13 protein-coding genes and 1 other annotated feature (1 of these 14 cut by a window edge) are annotated in these 16,070 nt (G+C 36.1%); of the genes, 11 read left to right on the top strand and 2 right to left on the bottom strand.

Features of this window, described 5'->3' with window-relative positions:
- Nucleotides 1–130: 130 nt before the first annotated feature.
- The 3 genes from lonB to yihA all read left to right on the top strand — a co-directional run bounded on the left by lonB (nt 131) and on the right by yihA (nt 5,157).
- Nucleotides 131–1,813 (top strand): ATP-dependent protease LonB, encoded by a 1,683-nt coding sequence (gene lonB, locus AC6CHR_RS04695; RefSeq protein ID WP_498247355.1) that lies wholly within the window; start codon nt 131–133, stop codon nt 1,811–1,813.
- Nucleotides 1,814–2,251: 438 nt separating this feature from the next.
- Nucleotides 2,252–4,576 (top strand): endopeptidase La, encoded by a 2,325-nt coding sequence (lon, locus tag AC6CHR_RS04690; protein ID WP_498247354.1) that lies wholly within the window; start codon nt 2,252–2,254, stop codon nt 4,574–4,576.
- A complete protein-coding gene (gene yihA / locus AC6CHR_RS04685; protein ID WP_498247353.1) occupies nt 4,573–5,157 on the top strand; it encodes a ribosome biogenesis GTP-binding protein YihA/YsxC in 585 nt (194 codons plus the stop codon). The genes lon and yihA overlap by 4 nt, the downstream gene beginning before the upstream one ends.
- Nucleotides 5,158–5,261: 104 nt before the next feature.
- Here the strand turns inward: yihA and AC6CHR_RS04680 are convergent, their stop codons facing one another.
- Nucleotides 5,262–5,750, bottom strand: a complete 489-nt coding sequence (locus tag AC6CHR_RS04680) for a LiaF transmembrane domain-containing protein (protein WP_498247351.1) — start codon at nt 5,748–5,750, stop codon at nt 5,262–5,264.
- Nucleotides 5,751–6,321: 571 nt separating this feature from the next.
- Here AC6CHR_RS04680 and hemA point away from each other — a divergent pair.
- The 8 genes from hemA to ysxE all read left to right on the top strand — a co-directional run bounded on the left by hemA (nt 6,322) and on the right by ysxE (nt 15,369).
- Nucleotides 6,322–7,677 carry a glutamyl-tRNA reductase gene (gene hemA / locus AC6CHR_RS04675; RefSeq protein WP_498247350.1) on the top strand — a complete coding sequence of 452 codons (1,356 nt, stop codon included), beginning with the start codon at nt 6,322–6,324 and terminating at the stop codon, nt 7,675–7,677.
- Between the two features lie 19 nt (nt 7,678–7,696).
- On the top strand, nt 7,697–8,527 hold the full coding sequence (locus AC6CHR_RS04670; RefSeq protein ID WP_498247349.1) for a cytochrome C assembly family protein: 831 nt from the start codon (nt 7,697–7,699) through the stop codon (nt 8,525–8,527).
- A gap of 14 nt (nt 8,528–8,541) precedes the next feature.
- Entirely contained in the window at nt 8,542–9,474 is a 933-nt protein-coding gene (hemC, locus tag AC6CHR_RS04665) for a hydroxymethylbilane synthase (RefSeq protein ID WP_498247348.1), read from the top strand.
- Nucleotides 9,474–10,262, top strand: a complete 789-nt coding sequence (locus AC6CHR_RS04660) for a uroporphyrinogen-III synthase (RefSeq protein WP_498247347.1) — start codon at nt 9,474–9,476, stop codon at nt 10,260–10,262. Before hemC ends, AC6CHR_RS04660 begins: the two co-directional genes overlap by 1 nt.
- Nucleotides 10,263–10,275: 13 nt before the next feature.
- Nucleotides 10,276–11,271: a porphobilinogen synthase gene (hemB, locus tag AC6CHR_RS04655; RefSeq protein ID WP_498247346.1), complete on the top strand. Its 996-nt coding sequence runs from the start codon at nt 10,276–10,278 to the stop codon at nt 11,269–11,271.
- Nucleotides 11,272–11,310: 39 nt separating this feature from the next.
- Entirely contained in the window at nt 11,311–12,597 is a 1,287-nt protein-coding gene (gene hemL / locus AC6CHR_RS04650; RefSeq protein WP_498247345.1) for a glutamate-1-semialdehyde 2,1-aminomutase, read from the top strand.
- Nucleotides 12,598–12,948: 351 nt separating this feature from the next.
- Nucleotides 12,949–14,223 carry a stage VI sporulation protein D gene (gene spoVID, locus AC6CHR_RS04645; RefSeq protein ID WP_498247344.1) on the top strand — a complete coding sequence of 425 codons (1,275 nt, stop codon included), beginning with the start codon at nt 12,949–12,951 and terminating at the stop codon, nt 14,221–14,223.
- Nucleotides 14,224–14,337: 114 nt separating this feature from the next.
- Nucleotides 14,338–15,369: a spore coat protein YsxE gene (gene ysxE / locus AC6CHR_RS04640; RefSeq protein WP_498247343.1), complete on the top strand. Its 1,032-nt coding sequence runs from the start codon at nt 14,338–14,340 to the stop codon at nt 15,367–15,369.
- 184 nt (nt 15,370–15,553) lie between these two features.
- Here the strand turns inward: ysxE and AC6CHR_RS04635 are convergent, their stop codons facing one another.
- Nucleotides 15,554–15,745, bottom strand: a complete 192-nt coding sequence (locus AC6CHR_RS04635; protein ID WP_498247342.1) for a YszA family small membrane protein — start codon at nt 15,743–15,745, stop codon at nt 15,554–15,556.
- A gap of 305 nt (nt 15,746–16,050) precedes the next feature.
- Nucleotides 16,051–16,070: a binding site (T-box leader), on the top strand; it runs 329 nt beyond the window's last position.

The following is a 16,070-nucleotide window of genomic DNA, read 5'->3' as shown; positions in this document are numbered from 1 at the left end:
GAAACGTTCTCTCGTTAGTACATAATTTGCAGGCTTAGATGTTAATAGGTTTAGTAGAATAAATAAGGTAGGAGACATCTTCTTTCTTATTAATAGCGGTAATTAAGACACCGAAGTAGGAGGGACCATTATGAGTTGGACAAGTATCGCTTTATTTATCCAGTTGTTTTTCGGAATTATTATCGGCATGTATTTTTGGAATTTATTAAAGAATCAGAGGACGCAAAAAGTATCGATTGACCGTGAATCCAAGAAAGAAATGGAACAATTACGGAAACTAAGAGCTATTCGATTAACCGAACCTTTAGCTGAAAAAGTTAGACCAAAGAGCTTCAATGATATTGTTGGCCAAGAGGATGGTATCCGCTCTTTACGAGCTGCTCTTTGTGGAGCTAATCCTCAGCATGTGATTATTTATGGACCACCTGGTGTGGGTAAAACAGCTGCCGCAAGACTTGTTTTGGAAGAAGCGAAACGAAATGTACGATCTCCATTCAAGGAGAATGCTGTTTTTGTAGAACTAGATGCCACTACAGCAAGATTTGATGAACGGGGAATAGCAGATCCCCTTATTGGATCAGTCCATGATCCAATCTATCAAGGTGCTGGTGCAATGGGGCAAGCAGGAATACCGCAACCGAAACAAGGAGCGGTTACTCATGCACATGGTGGTGTATTATTTATTGATGAAATAGGTGAATTACATCCCATTCAAATGAATAAGCTTTTAAAGGTCTTAGAGGACCGTAAAGTATTTCTTGAAAGTGCATATTATAATGAAGAAAATTCTCAAATCCCAACACATATACATGATATTTTTAAAAATGGTTTACCAGCTGATTTTCGTTTAATAGGAGCTACAACCAGAACTCCGAATGAAATACCCCCAGCGATTCGCTCGAGATGTCTTGAGGTGTTTTTTCGTGATCTTGAACAGGATGAATTGGCAATCATTGCAAGAAAAGCAGCAACTAAGGTCACAATGAACGTTAGTGATGAAGGCATCGATATGTTGACATCTTATGTCCGTAATGGGCGAGAGGTTGTTAATTTAATGCAAATTGCAACTGGAATGGCTATGTCAGAAGATCGTGAAGCAATAACCGTTGAAGATATCGAATGGGTCATTCATTCTAGCCAATTATCTCCGAGGTTCGAGAAGAAGATTTACAATGCTCCAAGGATTGGCTTAGTAAATGGTTTAGCGGTATACGGACCTAATACCGGGGCGTTATTGGAAATAGAAGTGACTGTAATCCCTGCCGAGAAAGATAAGGGGACTATCAATATAACTGGAATTGTTGAAGAAGAGAGTTTTGGTGATCGTTCGAAATCGGTCAGAAGAAAAAGCATGGCAAAAGGTTCTATAGAAAATGTCATTACTGTGCTTAGGTCTATGGGGATTCATGCCGAGAATTACGATATCCATGTAAACTTTCCTGGGGGTACCCCTATAGACGGACCATCTGCAGGTATTGCGATGGCAACAGGGATTTTTTCTGCAATTCATAAAATTGCCATTGATAATATGGTAGCAATGACAGGCGAAATAAGTATTCATGGAAATGTAAAGCCAATTGGCGGAGTCATAGCGAAAATTAAAGCAGCTAAAAAGGCTGGTGCAAATACAGTGATTATTCCAGCAGAAAATATGCAGTCTATCATAAAGAATATAGAAGGAATTAAAATTATTCCGGTAACAAACTTACAAGAAGTATTTGATGTTGCACTTGTCAATCCACCAACAGAGAAGAGTAACCCGTTGCTTCAGAATAAAAATCAAGCATTTCCATCGCATAAAGAATCTGTATAAGAAGAATATTTTGAAAATGTGAGAAAAGTTCATAAGAATTGTTGAATTCTTCGGAAATAAAATGATCTAAAGTCTTTTTAATGTACAACCTCTCATCATATTGAGGTTGTACAATTAAAAGGCTTTTTTCCTTGTAATAAATACTTGTTTTTGCAGGTTTTGTCGTATATAATTTCTAACCACGTGTCTAATTAATAGCTGTTTAAGCATGCTAGGTGGTAATCGTGTAAAGGTAAATTAGAAAATAGCCATAATTGTAGTTTTATTTTGGTATCAAGGTGCTTAAAAAATGATAAAAAACAAAAGATTTGTTTAACGAAATTCATTAGAATAGGGTATACTACCTAAATGAGATTAAAGGATACAATTAGACACTTGTAAAAGAATAAGATAGAATTGAACAAAGAACTAACTATTATGTCATGGAGGTGTAAGCGCATGGCGAAATCAAATACTCAAATCGTCCCCCTCCTACCGCTCCGAGGCTTGCTAGTATATCCAACGATGGTACTACACCTTGATGTAGGAAGAGATAAATCTGTCCAAGCGTTAGAAAAAGCAATGATGGATAACCATATCATTTTTTTAACGACTCAAAAAGAGATTGCGATAGATGAGCCAAAAAAAGAAGATATTTACGAAATTGGAACTTTGACGAAAATAAAGCAAATGTTAAAATTGCCGAATGGCACCATTCGTGTGTTAGTTGAAGGGATAGAACGTGGAGAAATTAAACGCTTTATCGATGACGATGAATTCTATACTGTAGAAGTATCGCCATTTCATGATCCAGAAGGAAAGACCGTTGAAGAAGAGGCATTGATGAGAACAATGCTTGAATACTTTGAACAATACATAAAGCTTTCTAATAAGGTATCAGAAGAAACATATGCAACTGTATCAGATATTAATGAGCCGGGTAGAATGGCTGATATTATTTCTTCTCATTTACCATTAAAGCTCAAAGAAAAGCAAGAGGTACTTGAAACGCTTGATGTAAAAGAACGACTAAACAAAGTAATTTCAATTATCCATAATGAAAGAGAAGTTCTGCAACTGGAGAAGAAAATCGGACAGAGAGTTAAGCGTTCAATGGAACGTACACAAAAGGAATATTATCTTCGCGAGCAAATGAAGGCTATTCAAAAAGAGCTTGGAGAAAAAGAGGGTAAAGGTGGAGAGGTAGCATCCCTTACTGACAAAATTGAAGAAATAGGTATGCCTGATCATATTAAAGCAATAGCATTGAAGGAATTAGATCGTTACGAAAAAATTCCTGCTAGCTCTGCTGAGAGTGCAGTGATTAGAAATTATATTGATTGGTTGCTCTCCTTACCTTGGACAAATGCTACCGAAGACCGTCTAGATATTAATATTGCTGAACAAATCCTTGAAGAGGACCATTATGGTCTTGATAAAGTAAAAGAACGAGTTCTTGAATATTTGGCTGTACAACAGCTTACTAAATCTCTTAAAGGACCAATTCTTTGTTTAGCTGGACCGCCTGGTGTTGGTAAAACATCGTTAGCTCGTTCAATTGCTAAATCATTAAATCGTAACTTCGTTCGAATATCACTTGGTGGTGTAAGAGATGAATCTGAAATTCGTGGACATCGCCGTACCTATGTAGGGGCAATGCCTGGAAGAATTATTCAAGGGATGAAAAAAGCTGGTACAATTAATCCGGTCATACTACTAGATGAAATTGATAAGATGTCTAGTGATTTCCGAGGTGATCCTTCTTCTGCATTACTAGAGGTATTAGACCCTGAACAAAACCGGAATTTTAGTGACCACTATATTGAAGAAACATATGATTTATCTAAAGTCATGTTTATTGCGACAGCGAACAATTTAGCGACAGTGCCTGGCCCATTACGCGATCGTATGGAGATCATTAATATTGCTGGGTATACTGAAATTGAAAAAGTGAATATAGGCAAGGAACACCTTCTGCCAAAGCAGTTAGAAGAACATGGATTAAAGAAATCTAATCTGCAGATTAGAGAAGACGCTATCTTAAGTATTATTCGCTATCATACAAGAGAAGCAGGGGTACGTGGTTTAGAACGACAACTGGCAACAGTATGCCGTAAAGCTGCAAAACTAATTGTTAAGGAAGAACGAAAGAAAATTGTCATAACGAACAAAAATATTGCAGAGTATTTAGGTAAAAATCGCTTTAGGTATGGACAAGCTGAACTTGAAGACCAAGTAGGAGTTGCAACTGGATTAGCATATACAACAGTAGGTGGAGATACCTTATCGATTGAAGTTTCAGTTACTCCAGGAAAAGGAAAGCTTATTCTTACAGGGCAATTAGGTGATGTGATGAAGGAATCTGCACAAGCAGCACTAAGCTATATTCGTTCGCGTGCAGAAGAGCTTAAGATTGATCGGGATTTCCATGAAAAGACTGACATTCATATTCATGTCCCAGAAGGTGCTGTGCCAAAAGATGGTCCTTCAGCTGGAATAACAATGGCAACAGCGCTAATTTCAGCATTAACAGGAAAACCAGTCCGTAAAGAAGTAGGCATGACAGGGGAAATAACGTTACGTGGTAGAGTCCTTCCTATCGGTGGATTAAAGGAAAAAACATTAAGTGCTCACCGTGCTGGTTTGACAACAATTATTGCACCTAAGGAAAATGAAAAGGATTTAGATGACATTCCAGAAAGTGTTCGTAGTGATTTGACCTTTATGCTTGTGTCACATCTTGACGAAGTACTAAAACATGCACTAGCAGAGGAGAAACAATGAAAGTAACTAGTTCCGAAATCGTTATAAGTGCTGTGAAGCCAGATCAATATCCAGCAGTAGATCTTCCAGAAATTGCTTTGGCTGGCCGTTCAAATGTTGGAAAGTCATCATTTATTAATAAATTGCTTAACCGGAAAAACTTAGCAAGAACATCATCTAAGCCTGGTAAAACACAGACGTTAAATTTTTATATTATAAATGAAGTGTTGCACTTTGTTGATGTTCCAGGTTATGGCTATGCAAAGGTAAGTAAATCAGAGCGTGAAGCTTGGGGTAAAATGATTGAAACCTATATTACGACACGAGAACAACTTCGTGCCGTCGTATTGTTAGTAGATCTTCGACATCCACCATCAAAAGATGATGTCATTATGTACGGATTTTTGAAGCATTATGAAATACCTACGATCGTAGTAGCGACAAAAGCTGATAAGATTCCAAAAGGCAAATGGCAAAAACATATTAAGGTTATTAAAGAATCATTAGACATGGTAAAGACAGATTCGTTGGTATTATTTTCATCGGAAACAGGTCAAGGTAAAGATGAAGCTTGGAAACTCATTCAAGATTATACCTCATAAAAAAAACCGCCCAAGATTTTGGTTTAAAATCTTGGGCGGTTTTTTCTAGTTCAAAGGTTATGAATATCTAAATTAGTATATTTTTTTGGAAGATTATCATTCTTCTATTTTTTTCGTTTAATAAATAGTAAATACCCTCCTATTAAAATTACTCCTATTGGCCAATAAGTTTTTATAAGTTGTATTCGGCTCTCATTTATTGGTAAGGATTGAAAGATTGATTGGAAAAAGTGAAGAAATAATCCAATTGCTAAAAGTAAAATCCCCTGGAAGTAACCAGATTTCGTTTTAACCGCAGTAAGTATCATTCCTAGTGCTAATATAAAGAGAAACGAAGCTGGGTGATCCGGCCAAGAGGTGACTTTTACATGAAAGATAAAGTGTAGTCCTATACCTACCAATATAGTTCCTGGTAGAATAGCTGTATTATCCTTTTCAAAATGTCCACTAATCAAATAGGCAGCACCTAATAAAATAAGTAAAAATTGCCAACTATTTTGATATTCGAATAAATGTATATTTAAATTTCGGGTAAAATAAAAAAAACCGATACCTAGAAGAATAATTCCAGGTAATAAAGATATTCGTTTCATTGTACACCTCTTTATCTTATTGAAATCGCGAAGATTGTTTGTTGCCGTAAAAAACAAAATATAGCCTTTCGTGTGCCTAATTGCTAAATACTTTGGCATTTCTTTTAAAATAGTTCAATTGCTATAGTGAAAACCAAATACATATTACTCGTATTTCGCTTAATCATTAGGTGCTATATTACTATGTAGTTAGTGAGCGTGTACGCAGTAAAATAAATAAAAAATCTGATTAACTAGTGTTATGTAGGTCTAAATGGAAATTCTTTTAAGTACTCAGTCTAAGCATGCACTACCTAATATTTAATATTAGAATGAGAAAGAAATCAAAGAACATAGCTAAACCAATAACTTGATTAACATCTTATTTTTTGGTATTGTACTGAGAGAATAGTAATCGTGTCTAAACGTGTAGAATAATAGTAGTTAAATGGACATATACTTAAGAAAAAATAATCGTACTTATCATACCATAGAGTTTCGTATTCTGTTCACATTTTATAGAAGAGAATATAAGGTTTTGATGATATACTAAAATTAAAGAGATCTTTGCATTTGGGGGTGTAAAGGGAACATGTATATAATTGTAGTCGGCTTAAATTATAAAACTGCCCCTGTTGAAATTCGCGAAAAGCTTACGTTCCAACCTGATGAGCTTTTTGAAGCGATGAAACAGTTGAAAACTAAAAAAAGCGTCCTAGAAAACGTGATTGTTTCCACATGTAATCGGACGGAGATTTATGCAGTTGTTGATCAAATTCACACAGGACGTTACTATATAAAAGCGTTTTTAGCAGATTGGTTCGGGTTAGATAAAGATGAAATTTCACCGTATTTATCAATCTTAGAACAGGATGGTGCCCTAGAACATCTTTATCGAGTTGCAAGCGGATTGGACTCGATGATACTTGGGGAAACACAAATACTAGGACAGGTTCGAACGAGCTTCTTATTGGCTCAAGAAAATCAAACAGTCGGAACAATTTTTAACCAATTATTTAAGCAAGTTATCACACTAGCTAAACGTTCACACTCAGAAACTGACATTGGAGCAAATGCTGTATCAGTTAGTTATGCTGCAGTTGAATTAGCTAAGAAAATTTTTGGTGACTTAAGAACCAAACATGTCCTCATTTTAGGCGCGGGAAAAATGGGCGAGCTAGCTGCGAAAAACCTGCATGGTAGTGGTGTCGGCAGAGTGACTGTAATGAATAGAACTCTACAAAAGGCAGAAGAGCTTGCCAATCGTTTTGACGGTACAGCTAAAGACCTAAATGAACTTCAATGTGGGTTGGTTGAAGCAGATATTCTTATTAGTTCAACTGGAGCTAAGGACCTTGTTATAACAAAGGAAATGATGATACATGTTGAAAAAATGAGAAAAGGTCGTCCATTATTTATGGTTGATATTGCTGTTCCTCGAGATCTTGATCCTAAGCTAGCTGAGTTAGAAAGTGTATTTCTATATGATATTGATGACTTACAAGGCATTGTTGAAGCGAATTTGCAGGAACGTAAGGTTGCAGCTGAGCAAATTGAGCTTATGATAGAGTTAGAAATTGTTCAATTTAAGCAATGGGTTAACACGCTAGGGGTTGTACCAGTAATCTCAGCACTTCGTCAAAAGGCATTAACTGTTCAAGCTGAAACTATGCAAAGTATTGAACGGAAGATGCCGAATTTAACAGATCGAGAGAAAAAAGTGCTAAACAAGCATACGAAAAGCATCATAAATCAGTTGCTTAAAGATCCGATTGTAAAAGTGAAGGAACTGTCAGCTGAACCAAATGCTCAAGAATCTTTAGAATTGTTCAAGAAAATATTTAATATTGAAGAAGCTGTGGACGATCAAGTGATTAATGAGAGAGCGGGGCAGCAATCACTTCCGACAGAACATATTGCGGAACAACGTGTTTCACTTCAATCGTAAGTGAGAGGAACTTTTCTATATGGACATGAGTTTAACAAGAATTAATGAATTAACGATTATCCTTTATGCTTTATGTGTCCTTTTATATTTCATAGATTTTCTTAATCATAACCGGAAGGCGAAACAAGCTGCCTTCTGGTTACTTTCTATTGTTTGGCTTTTGCAAACAATTTTTTTATTTGCACGTATGTTTGAAATGGGAAGGTTCCCTGTATTAAATGTATTTGAAGGTTTATATTTCTATACATGGGTATTGGTTACTTTATCAGTTGTTTTAAATAAACTTTTAAAAGCTGAGTTCATTATCTTTTTCACAAATGTGATTGGTTTTATCATGATGGCACTACATACGTTTGCGCCTGCGCAATACCAGTCTGCAGCTGTATCGAGTCAATTAGTTTCGGAATTGTTATTGATTCATATAACGATGGCAATACTTTCATATGGTGCCTTCTCGCTTTCTTTTGTATTTTCAATTCTCTATTTACTACAATATAATTTGTTGAAAAAAAAGAAGTGGGGAAAACGTCTTCTACGTCTAGAAGATCTATCGAAACTTGAACATATGTCGTATGTGTTAAATGTCATTGGTGTGCCTATGCTGTTATTAAGTCTCATTCTCGGGAGTATTTGGGCCTATATAAAAGTTGATAAATTTTATTGGTTAGATGCAAAAGTAATAGGGTCAGTGTTAGTTATGATCACATATAGTTTTTATTTATATACAAGGCTTGTTAGAGAATTACAAGGGAAATCAGTGGCATTATTAAATATTGCGTCTTTCCTTGTATTGTTAATCAACTTTTTCTTGTTTGGAAGTTTATCTAGATTTCATTTTTGGGATTCATAAAAAAGGAGAATATTATGCGGAAAATTATTGTAGGTTCAAGACGAAGTAAGCTGGCACTCACGCAGACAAATTGGGTCATTGATCAATTAAAAGGTTTTGGATTACCGTATGAATTTGAAGTCAAAGAAATTGTTACGAAAGGTGATCGTATCTTAGATGTAACTTTATCCAAGGTAGGTGGAAAAGGATTATTTGTTAAGGAAATAGAACAGGCGATGATCGATGGTGAAATAGATATGGCTGTACATAGTATGAAGGATATGCCAGGAGTGCTTCCAGAAGGCCTTACAATTGGTTGTGTTCCGAAACGTGAGGATTTTCGAGATGTATTAATATCAAAGGACCATAAAAAGCTAGCTGAGCTCCCAAAAGGGTCAATTATTGGAACTAGCAGCCTTAGAAGAAGTGCACAGCTATTAATTGAAAGACCAGACATAGAAATCAAATGGATCAGAGGTAATATCGATTCACGACTTGAAAAACTTAAGACAGAAGACTACGATGCGATTATTTTAGCAGCTGCAGGCTTATCGAGGATGGGATGGAGTAAGGAAGTTGTTACTGAATTCCTAGAACCAGAAGTGTGTTTACCAGCGGTTGGCCAAGGAGCATTAGCAATTGAATGTCGCGAAAATGATCAGGAGTTACTCGATTTATTAGCCAAGTTTACAGATGAAACAACTTATTTGGCTATTGAAGCAGAGAGGACCTTCCTAACGAAAATGGAGGGTGGCTGCCAAGTTCCTATTGCAGGTTTTGCAACAGTTAATGAACAGAAAGAGATTACATTTACAGGTTTAATTGCTTCTCCAGATGGTAAAGAAGTGTATAAACAACAATTACATGGGACAGATCCAAAACAATTAGGTGAAGGTGTTTCAGCTACACTAACTGAGCAAGGAGCAAAAGCATTAATAGACCGAGTGAAAGCAGAGCTTGATAAATAATGGCTAAAGTAAATAGTCCTTTACAAGGAAAGCGAATTTTAATAACACGGGCTAAACCGCAAGTAAGGGCGTTTATTGACCAAATTGAAGCAGCTGGTGGAGTAGCGTTGACTGCTCCTCTTATAGAAATAAAAGCAAATGATAGCAACGAACAGGAAATAAAAAGGACACTTGAAAGCCTTAATGAATATGACTGTATTGTATTTACTAGTACTAATGGTGTCTCATTTTTTAAAGACTATTTAGACAAATGGAATATCCTATATTCCAATTTAAACCATTTAGTGGCAGCATCCGTTGGTCGAAAGACTAGTAAACAAATGGAAGCGCTAGGACTATCTGTTTCAGTCATTCCTGAGGAGTATATCGCTGAAAAGTTAGCAGAAAGTATAACTGATAATCTTCCAATCAACTCACGTATATTAGTGGTACGTGGTAACCTTGCAAGGCCCAAACTGGTAGCAAGTTTAAAACAAAATGGTTTTCATATAAAAGACCTCGTTGTATATGAAACGATACATAATATGAAAGAGACTGAAAAGCTAAGGAACTATGTGATAAATGAGGAAGTTGACTATATCACGTTCACAAGCTCTTCAACTGTTGATAGCTTTATGAGTGTATTAAAGCAGGACGAGTTGCATACCCAGTTAAAAGATGTTTCTTTTATTTGTATTGGTCCCATCACAAACAATACATTGTTGGAGTATGGCTACAAGGGAATTATGCCTGCTACTTATACAATTGAAGATATGGTAAATCTAATGGTTAATCTTGAACAGAAATAAGGAGGATTTTGTAATGGATATCCAATTTGCAAGACATCGTCGCTTACGAAGTAGCGCGAATATGAGAGAGATGTTACGTGAAAATCATCTTAGAGTAGAAGATTTTATTTATCCGATATTTGTCGTTGAAGGAGAAAAGAAAAGAAATGAAGTCTCTTCAATGCCAGGAGTTTATCAGTTATCATTAGATTTATTAAATGAAGAAATAGATGAGGTGGTATCTCTAGGGATCAAATCTATCATCTTATTTGGGGTTCCAGACGAGAATCATAAAGACGAAGTAGGAACACAGGCTTATCATGATCACGGGATCGTTCAACTAGCTACAAGACAAGTGAAAAAGGTGTATCCAGACTTACTTGTTGTTGCAGATACCTGCCTTTGTGAATTTACAGATCATGGACATTGTGGAATTATTGAAAATGGTAAAGTATTAAATGATCAATCTCTTGAATTATTAGCGCAAACTGCTGTAAGTCAAGTAAAAGCTGGAGCTGATATTATCGCCCCTTCAAATATGATGGATGGCTTTGTTGCTGCTATTCGACATGGCTTGGACGAAGCAGGCTTTGAAAATATTCCTATTATGTCGTATGCAGTTAAATACTCAAGTGCTTTTTATGGACCATTCCGTGATGCTGCACAGAGCACACCACAATTTGGAGATCGTAAAACCTATCAAATGGATCCAGCTAACCGTGAGGAAGCATTAAGAGAAGCACAATCGGATATTGAAGAAGGAGCTGACTTCTTAATTGTGAAGCCAGCCCTATCATATTTAGATATCATTCGTGATGTGAAAAATAACTTCAATGTTCCGGTTGTTGCTTACAATGTTAGTGGTGAATATGCGATGGTTAAAGCAGCTGCTCAAAATGGTTGGGTCGACGAAAAAGCAATTGTTATGGAAATGTTAGTTGGAATGAAGCGTGCTGGAGTCGACTTAATTATTACGTACTTTGCAAAAGATGTTGCTCGCTGGTTACATGAAGAAAACACGAATAAATAAACCTTTTGTTCAGTACATGTTTTAGAAAGGGGCAAACAAATGAGAAGCTATGTTAAAAGTGAAGAAGCATTTCAAAAAGCATTACAGTTAATGCCTGGAGGAGTTAATAGTCCTGTCCGTGCCTTTAAGTCTGTTGGTATGAAACCAATTTTTATGGATCACGGAAAGGGATCAAAGATAGTCGATATTGATGGCAATGAATATATTGATTATGTGTTATCCTGGGGGCCGCTTATTCATGGACATTCACATGATACAGTTGTAGAGGCTATTAAAAAGGTTGTTGAATCTGGAACAAGTTTTGGAGCACCTACCTTAATTGAAAATGAGTTGGCTAGTCTAGTAATTGAGCGTGTCCCATCAATTGAAGTTGTTCGAATGGTTAGTTCAGGTACAGAAGCAACAATGAGTGCATTACGTTTAGCTCGAGGCTATACAGGTCGCGATAAAATCATTAAATTTGAAGGTTGCTACCATGGACATGGAGATTCTTTATTAATAAAGGCAGGTTCTGGTGTTGCGACATTAGGTTTACCTGATAGTCCTGGAGTTCCCGAAGGTGTTGCTAAAAATACGATTACTGTTCCATATAATGATCTCGACAGCATTCGAGTTGCTTTCGAACAATATGGTAAGGATATTGCAGGTGTTATTGTTGAACCAGTTGCCGGTAATATGGGAGTAGTTCCACCACAGCCAGGATTTTTAGAGGGCTTACGTGAAGTAACAAAACAATACGGAACACTTCTTATTTTTGATGAAGTTATGACAGGCTTCCGTGTTGACTATGGTTGTGCTCAAGACTACTTTGGTGTAACACCAGACCTAACATGCTTAGGAAAGGTGATTGGCGGTGGTTTACCTGTAGGGGCCTATGGTGGTAAGGCAGAAATTATGCAACAAATTGCACCAAGCGGACCAATTTATCAGGCGGGTACTTTATCGGGAAATCCCCTTGCAATGACAGCTGGTTATGAAACATTAAAGCTTTTAACTAGAGAGTCATATAATGACTTTAAGCGTAAGGCAGATCGATTAGAGATAGGTTTGTCACAGGCTGCAAATGAATACGAGATTCCTCATACGATTAACCGTGCGGGGTCAATGATTGGATTCTTTTTTACCAATGGACCAGTTACAAATTATGATCAAGCAAAAACAGCTAATTTAGATTATTTTGCTCGTTACTATAGAAGTATGGCAAACGAAGGTGTTTTCCTACCACCTTCACAATTTGAAGGCATGTTTCTTTCAACAGTGCATTCTGAAACAGATATTGATCATACAATTGAAGCTGCTAGAAAGTCATTTTCGAAGTTAAAATAAACAAACAAGCGCAAGGCATCCGCTTATCGCCGAAAAGCAAAAAACGAGCTGACAGGAAGGTGCTCTTTAACCTTCTTGACGGATTGGCTTTTGCCTCAAGTAGAACGCCTCTGGAGCAAGACACTAAGACTTAGTACAAAGTTACATAGATATCCTGATAGTACAAAAAAAGCCTAACATAAAATATGTTAGGCTTTTTTTTGGAAATAGATGATTTAAATCTAATTAAAACCTCTTTCCTTGATTAATCTTTTAAAAAAAGTTGTTAATTGATCATATATTACTCCCTTCTAACATACATCTGTAATGTCATAGTAATTTTGTTAGGCTATTTGAGGGGAGGAATTATTTTTGTCACAGGAACAACAACAACTACGTTTTTCTGTAGAAGAGTCGGTATGGTTTCAAAGGGGACAGGAAGTAGCTGAGCTTATTTCAATTGCTCTAGATCCTGATATCTCCATTCATGAGCATGACCAGTACATTTCAATTCGCGGAGCACTTCAACTTACGGGTGAATACAAAATAGATAAAGACGCAAATGTCGAAGAAAGATATGAATATGCAAATGTGCGGTATATTAACGAGGTTAGTACAAGTGAAGATGGTGTTAGTATTCTCCATCATCGTTTTCCAGTAGATATAACGATTCCGAATAATCGAATTGAAAACTTAGAGGAAGTATATGTGTCAATCGAATCATTTGATTATGAACTTCCTGAATTAAAATGTTTAAAATTAGTTGCTGATTTATCTATTAGCGGTATTTCCAATGAAGAAGTCCAAATCCCACAACGTGATAATGAGGCAGAGGAAGAAGTAGTTGAAGAACTTGAACCACTTTATCGAACTTCACAGCAAGATCCGATTGAAAATGAAAGTGAACTTTTTACTGACATCCAGCCGCATCAAGTACAACCATTCTCTTCATTTTATGATGGTTACGACAGAGTAGAAACTAGTGAGGAAAGATTAGAAGGAAATGAAATTGAAAATATCCCTGAGAAGGAAATAGAGAATGAAGTTAAAACTGCAGTTGAAATACCTTCACCTAATGTAGAGATTGCGGAGGAAGTTGCTACCGAAACTGAAATAGAAGAGGAACGAATACAAGTTGAAGAGGTAAGAAAAGAAGAAATTAACGATGCATCAGAGGATACCATTTTAGAAGAGGTAAATAATGAGGTTATTGATTCTAATGAATTAGAAGACAAAGGATCTGAAAATGAAAAAGCATATGACCCATTTATAGTTGAAGTACGGAAAGAACAAGAACTAGATAATGCACTAGAAAAAACGAGGGAAGTTCAATACTCTTTCTTCTCCAAAACAGAGGAAAATGAAGATAATGAGGATCCTGTAAAGGTAGAGAAAGTAGAAAATGAAAGAGAAGAAAGCGATCCAAAGGATTCACATTACCTTACTAGCCTTTTTGCACGAGATGATGACGAGGATTTTACTAGACTGAAAATGTGTATTGTTCAACAAGGAGATACTGCCGAAAAAATCTGCGAACGATATGATATTACCGTTCAACAACTATTGCGCGTAAATGAATTTAGGGCAGATCAAGATGTATTTGAAGGGCAAATTCTGTATATTCCTGCTTATTCAACAAGCAAGTAATTTGACGATTTAATGACAGCGGAGGGTCCTTTCCTTCAGCTGTTTTTTTAAGGGTATTTTCTAATTGTTGTTATTTAAAAAATGTCTTACCAAAGATACGAGGTGTTTCTTAAATTGGCGATACAGGTGGAGGATATAAAACCTTTATTAAAGCATTATGATATTATTCCAGAGTACACAGAAGCAATAAGTCGAAAGGCAATTAAAGTCCGAGCAGATACTGGTACCTATGTTGTAAAAAGGCTCCCAACCTCTTATAATCCTGGCTTTGCTGATTTCTTAACGATGATTAATCAGCTGCGTTTTTCAAGTTATGTACCAATCCTTAAAAACAGATATCAACAATATTTTTCACAACATAACCGTGATTTTTATTATGTGATGCCTTGGTTACCAAATGAAACAAACGAAGAGCTGGATGAACGTCACCAATATTTATTCAAAGAAATAGCAAAATTGCATAGTCGTACGGAAAAAGAAATTAAAATAACTGGCAATGAAGCAATGAATCATTATGAAGTATTATCAAAACGTTGGGAAGAGACAAAGCTGATGTATGAAACCTTTGTAGATCATTGTGAACAGAAACTATATTTATCTCCTTTTGAATTACAAGCTGTTACTTATTATATTGAGGTGAGTCGTGCTATTGATTTCTCCATTAAGAAACTGAAGGAATGGTCTGAGGCAATGGAGGAGAAAGAGAATACGAGAATTGTTTTAAATCATGGGAAAGTTTCTGCCTATCATTTTTTATATGATGAAAAAGGAACGGGCTACCTAACCAATTTTGAACAAGCTAAATATGCTGCACCAATAGATGATTTCCTGATCTTCATGAATCGATTAGCCCAAACATACCCAACACAGTTTAGTGACTGTGTAAACTGGTTTTATACGTATCAAAGTGGATATCCGTATACGAAAGAAGAGATGCTTTTATTTATCAGCTATTTAGCCTATCCTCAACGAATTTGTCGAATTATTAGAAGCTATGTAGAAAGTAAAAACAAACAGACTGAGCTTGAAAGAAATAACCAACTAATAAAGGCTTATTGGCATTTTAAAAACGTTGAATATATGGTTTTGAAGGTATCAGAAATTGAGGAAAAAAAGAAGGCTCAATCTGAATCACCATCAGAATAAGTTATTTGTTGATATGTTAGACCACGTTTCTTTAAGAGTATAACATTTTTCTACTAAGTTTTAGTGTCAAGCTCCAGACGCCATCGGCTCGAGGCATAAGCCAATCCGTCAAGAAGGTTAAAGATCACCCTTCCAGCCGGCTCGTCTTATGCTTTTCACCGATAGTCGGGCGTCTTGCGCTTTTCTAAATCATATCGTACCGAAAAGCAATTGCTAATAGAATTAACAATGCTAACAATAAAACGTCAAAGGATGTTGGAAAGAAAACTGTTCGAATCCCCTGAAAGATTGTTAAAGGGACAATGATTTGAATTCCTACCTCACGAATTTGCCTTACCCAGGGCGGAAGTGTATAAGGATTAAACCGTTTCTTCATGGTACAACCCCTCCTTATTTTTCATTATTTTAGTCACTCATTTTTTAAACCAAATGATCAATCGTTATGTGCAACAACTTTTTATAAATAGCTCCAATCTTTTTAAGCTAAGTAAAAATAAAATATGAGTAACGCTTTGACATTTAAAAAATCTTATTGATCGATCCATTTCATTAGATATATGAGGTAAGATAAGGTATGCAAAACAATCATGATGGGTGCCAGTATGAAAAAATAGAAAAATGGCGAAAATAATGGCGAAAAAGAGTTTTTTTTAGTAATATAAAAGAGATTAATTACATAACAGATAAACGTTGAATGGGAA

It is taken from the genome of Metabacillus sp. GQ13 (genome assembly GCF_059758525.1).
Note: the sequence above shows the minus strand (reverse complement) of the source record. Positions and strands in the feature narration are given on the sequence as shown.

What these genes read in the sequence shown, in the direction of transcription:
- AC6CHR_RS04680 (WP_498247351.1), bottom strand. Translation starts at nt 5,750, where the DNA reads ATGAAACGAATATCTTTATTACCTGGAATTATTCTTCTAGGTATCGGT.
- hemB (WP_498247346.1), top strand. Translation starts at nt 10,276, where the DNA reads ATGGATATCCAATTTGCAAGACATCGTCGCTTACGAAGTAGCGCGAAT.
- AC6CHR_RS04660 (WP_498247347.1), top strand. Translation starts at nt 9,474, where the DNA reads ATGGCTAAAGTAAATAGTCCTTTACAAGGAAAGCGAATTTTAATAACA.
- lon (WP_498247354.1), top strand. Translation starts at nt 2,252, where the DNA reads ATGGCGAAATCAAATACTCAAATCGTCCCCCTCCTACCGCTCCGAGGC.
- lonB (WP_498247355.1), top strand. Translation starts at nt 131, where the DNA reads ATGAGTTGGACAAGTATCGCTTTATTTATCCAGTTGTTTTTCGGAATT.
- hemC (WP_498247348.1), top strand. Translation starts at nt 8,542, where the DNA reads ATGCGGAAAATTATTGTAGGTTCAAGACGAAGTAAGCTGGCACTCACG.
- AC6CHR_RS04670 (WP_498247349.1), top strand. Translation starts at nt 7,697, where the DNA reads ATGGACATGAGTTTAACAAGAATTAATGAATTAACGATTATCCTTTAT.
- yihA (WP_498247353.1), top strand. Translation starts at nt 4,573, where the DNA reads ATGAAAGTAACTAGTTCCGAAATCGTTATAAGTGCTGTGAAGCCAGAT.
- AC6CHR_RS04635 (WP_498247342.1), bottom strand. Translation starts at nt 15,745, where the DNA reads ATGAAGAAACGGTTTAATCCTTATACACTTCCGCCCTGGGTAAGGCAA.
- hemL (WP_498247345.1), top strand. Translation starts at nt 11,311, where the DNA reads ATGAGAAGCTATGTTAAAAGTGAAGAAGCATTTCAAAAAGCATTACAG.
- hemA (WP_498247350.1), top strand. Translation starts at nt 6,322, where the DNA reads ATGTATATAATTGTAGTCGGCTTAAATTATAAAACTGCCCCTGTTGAA.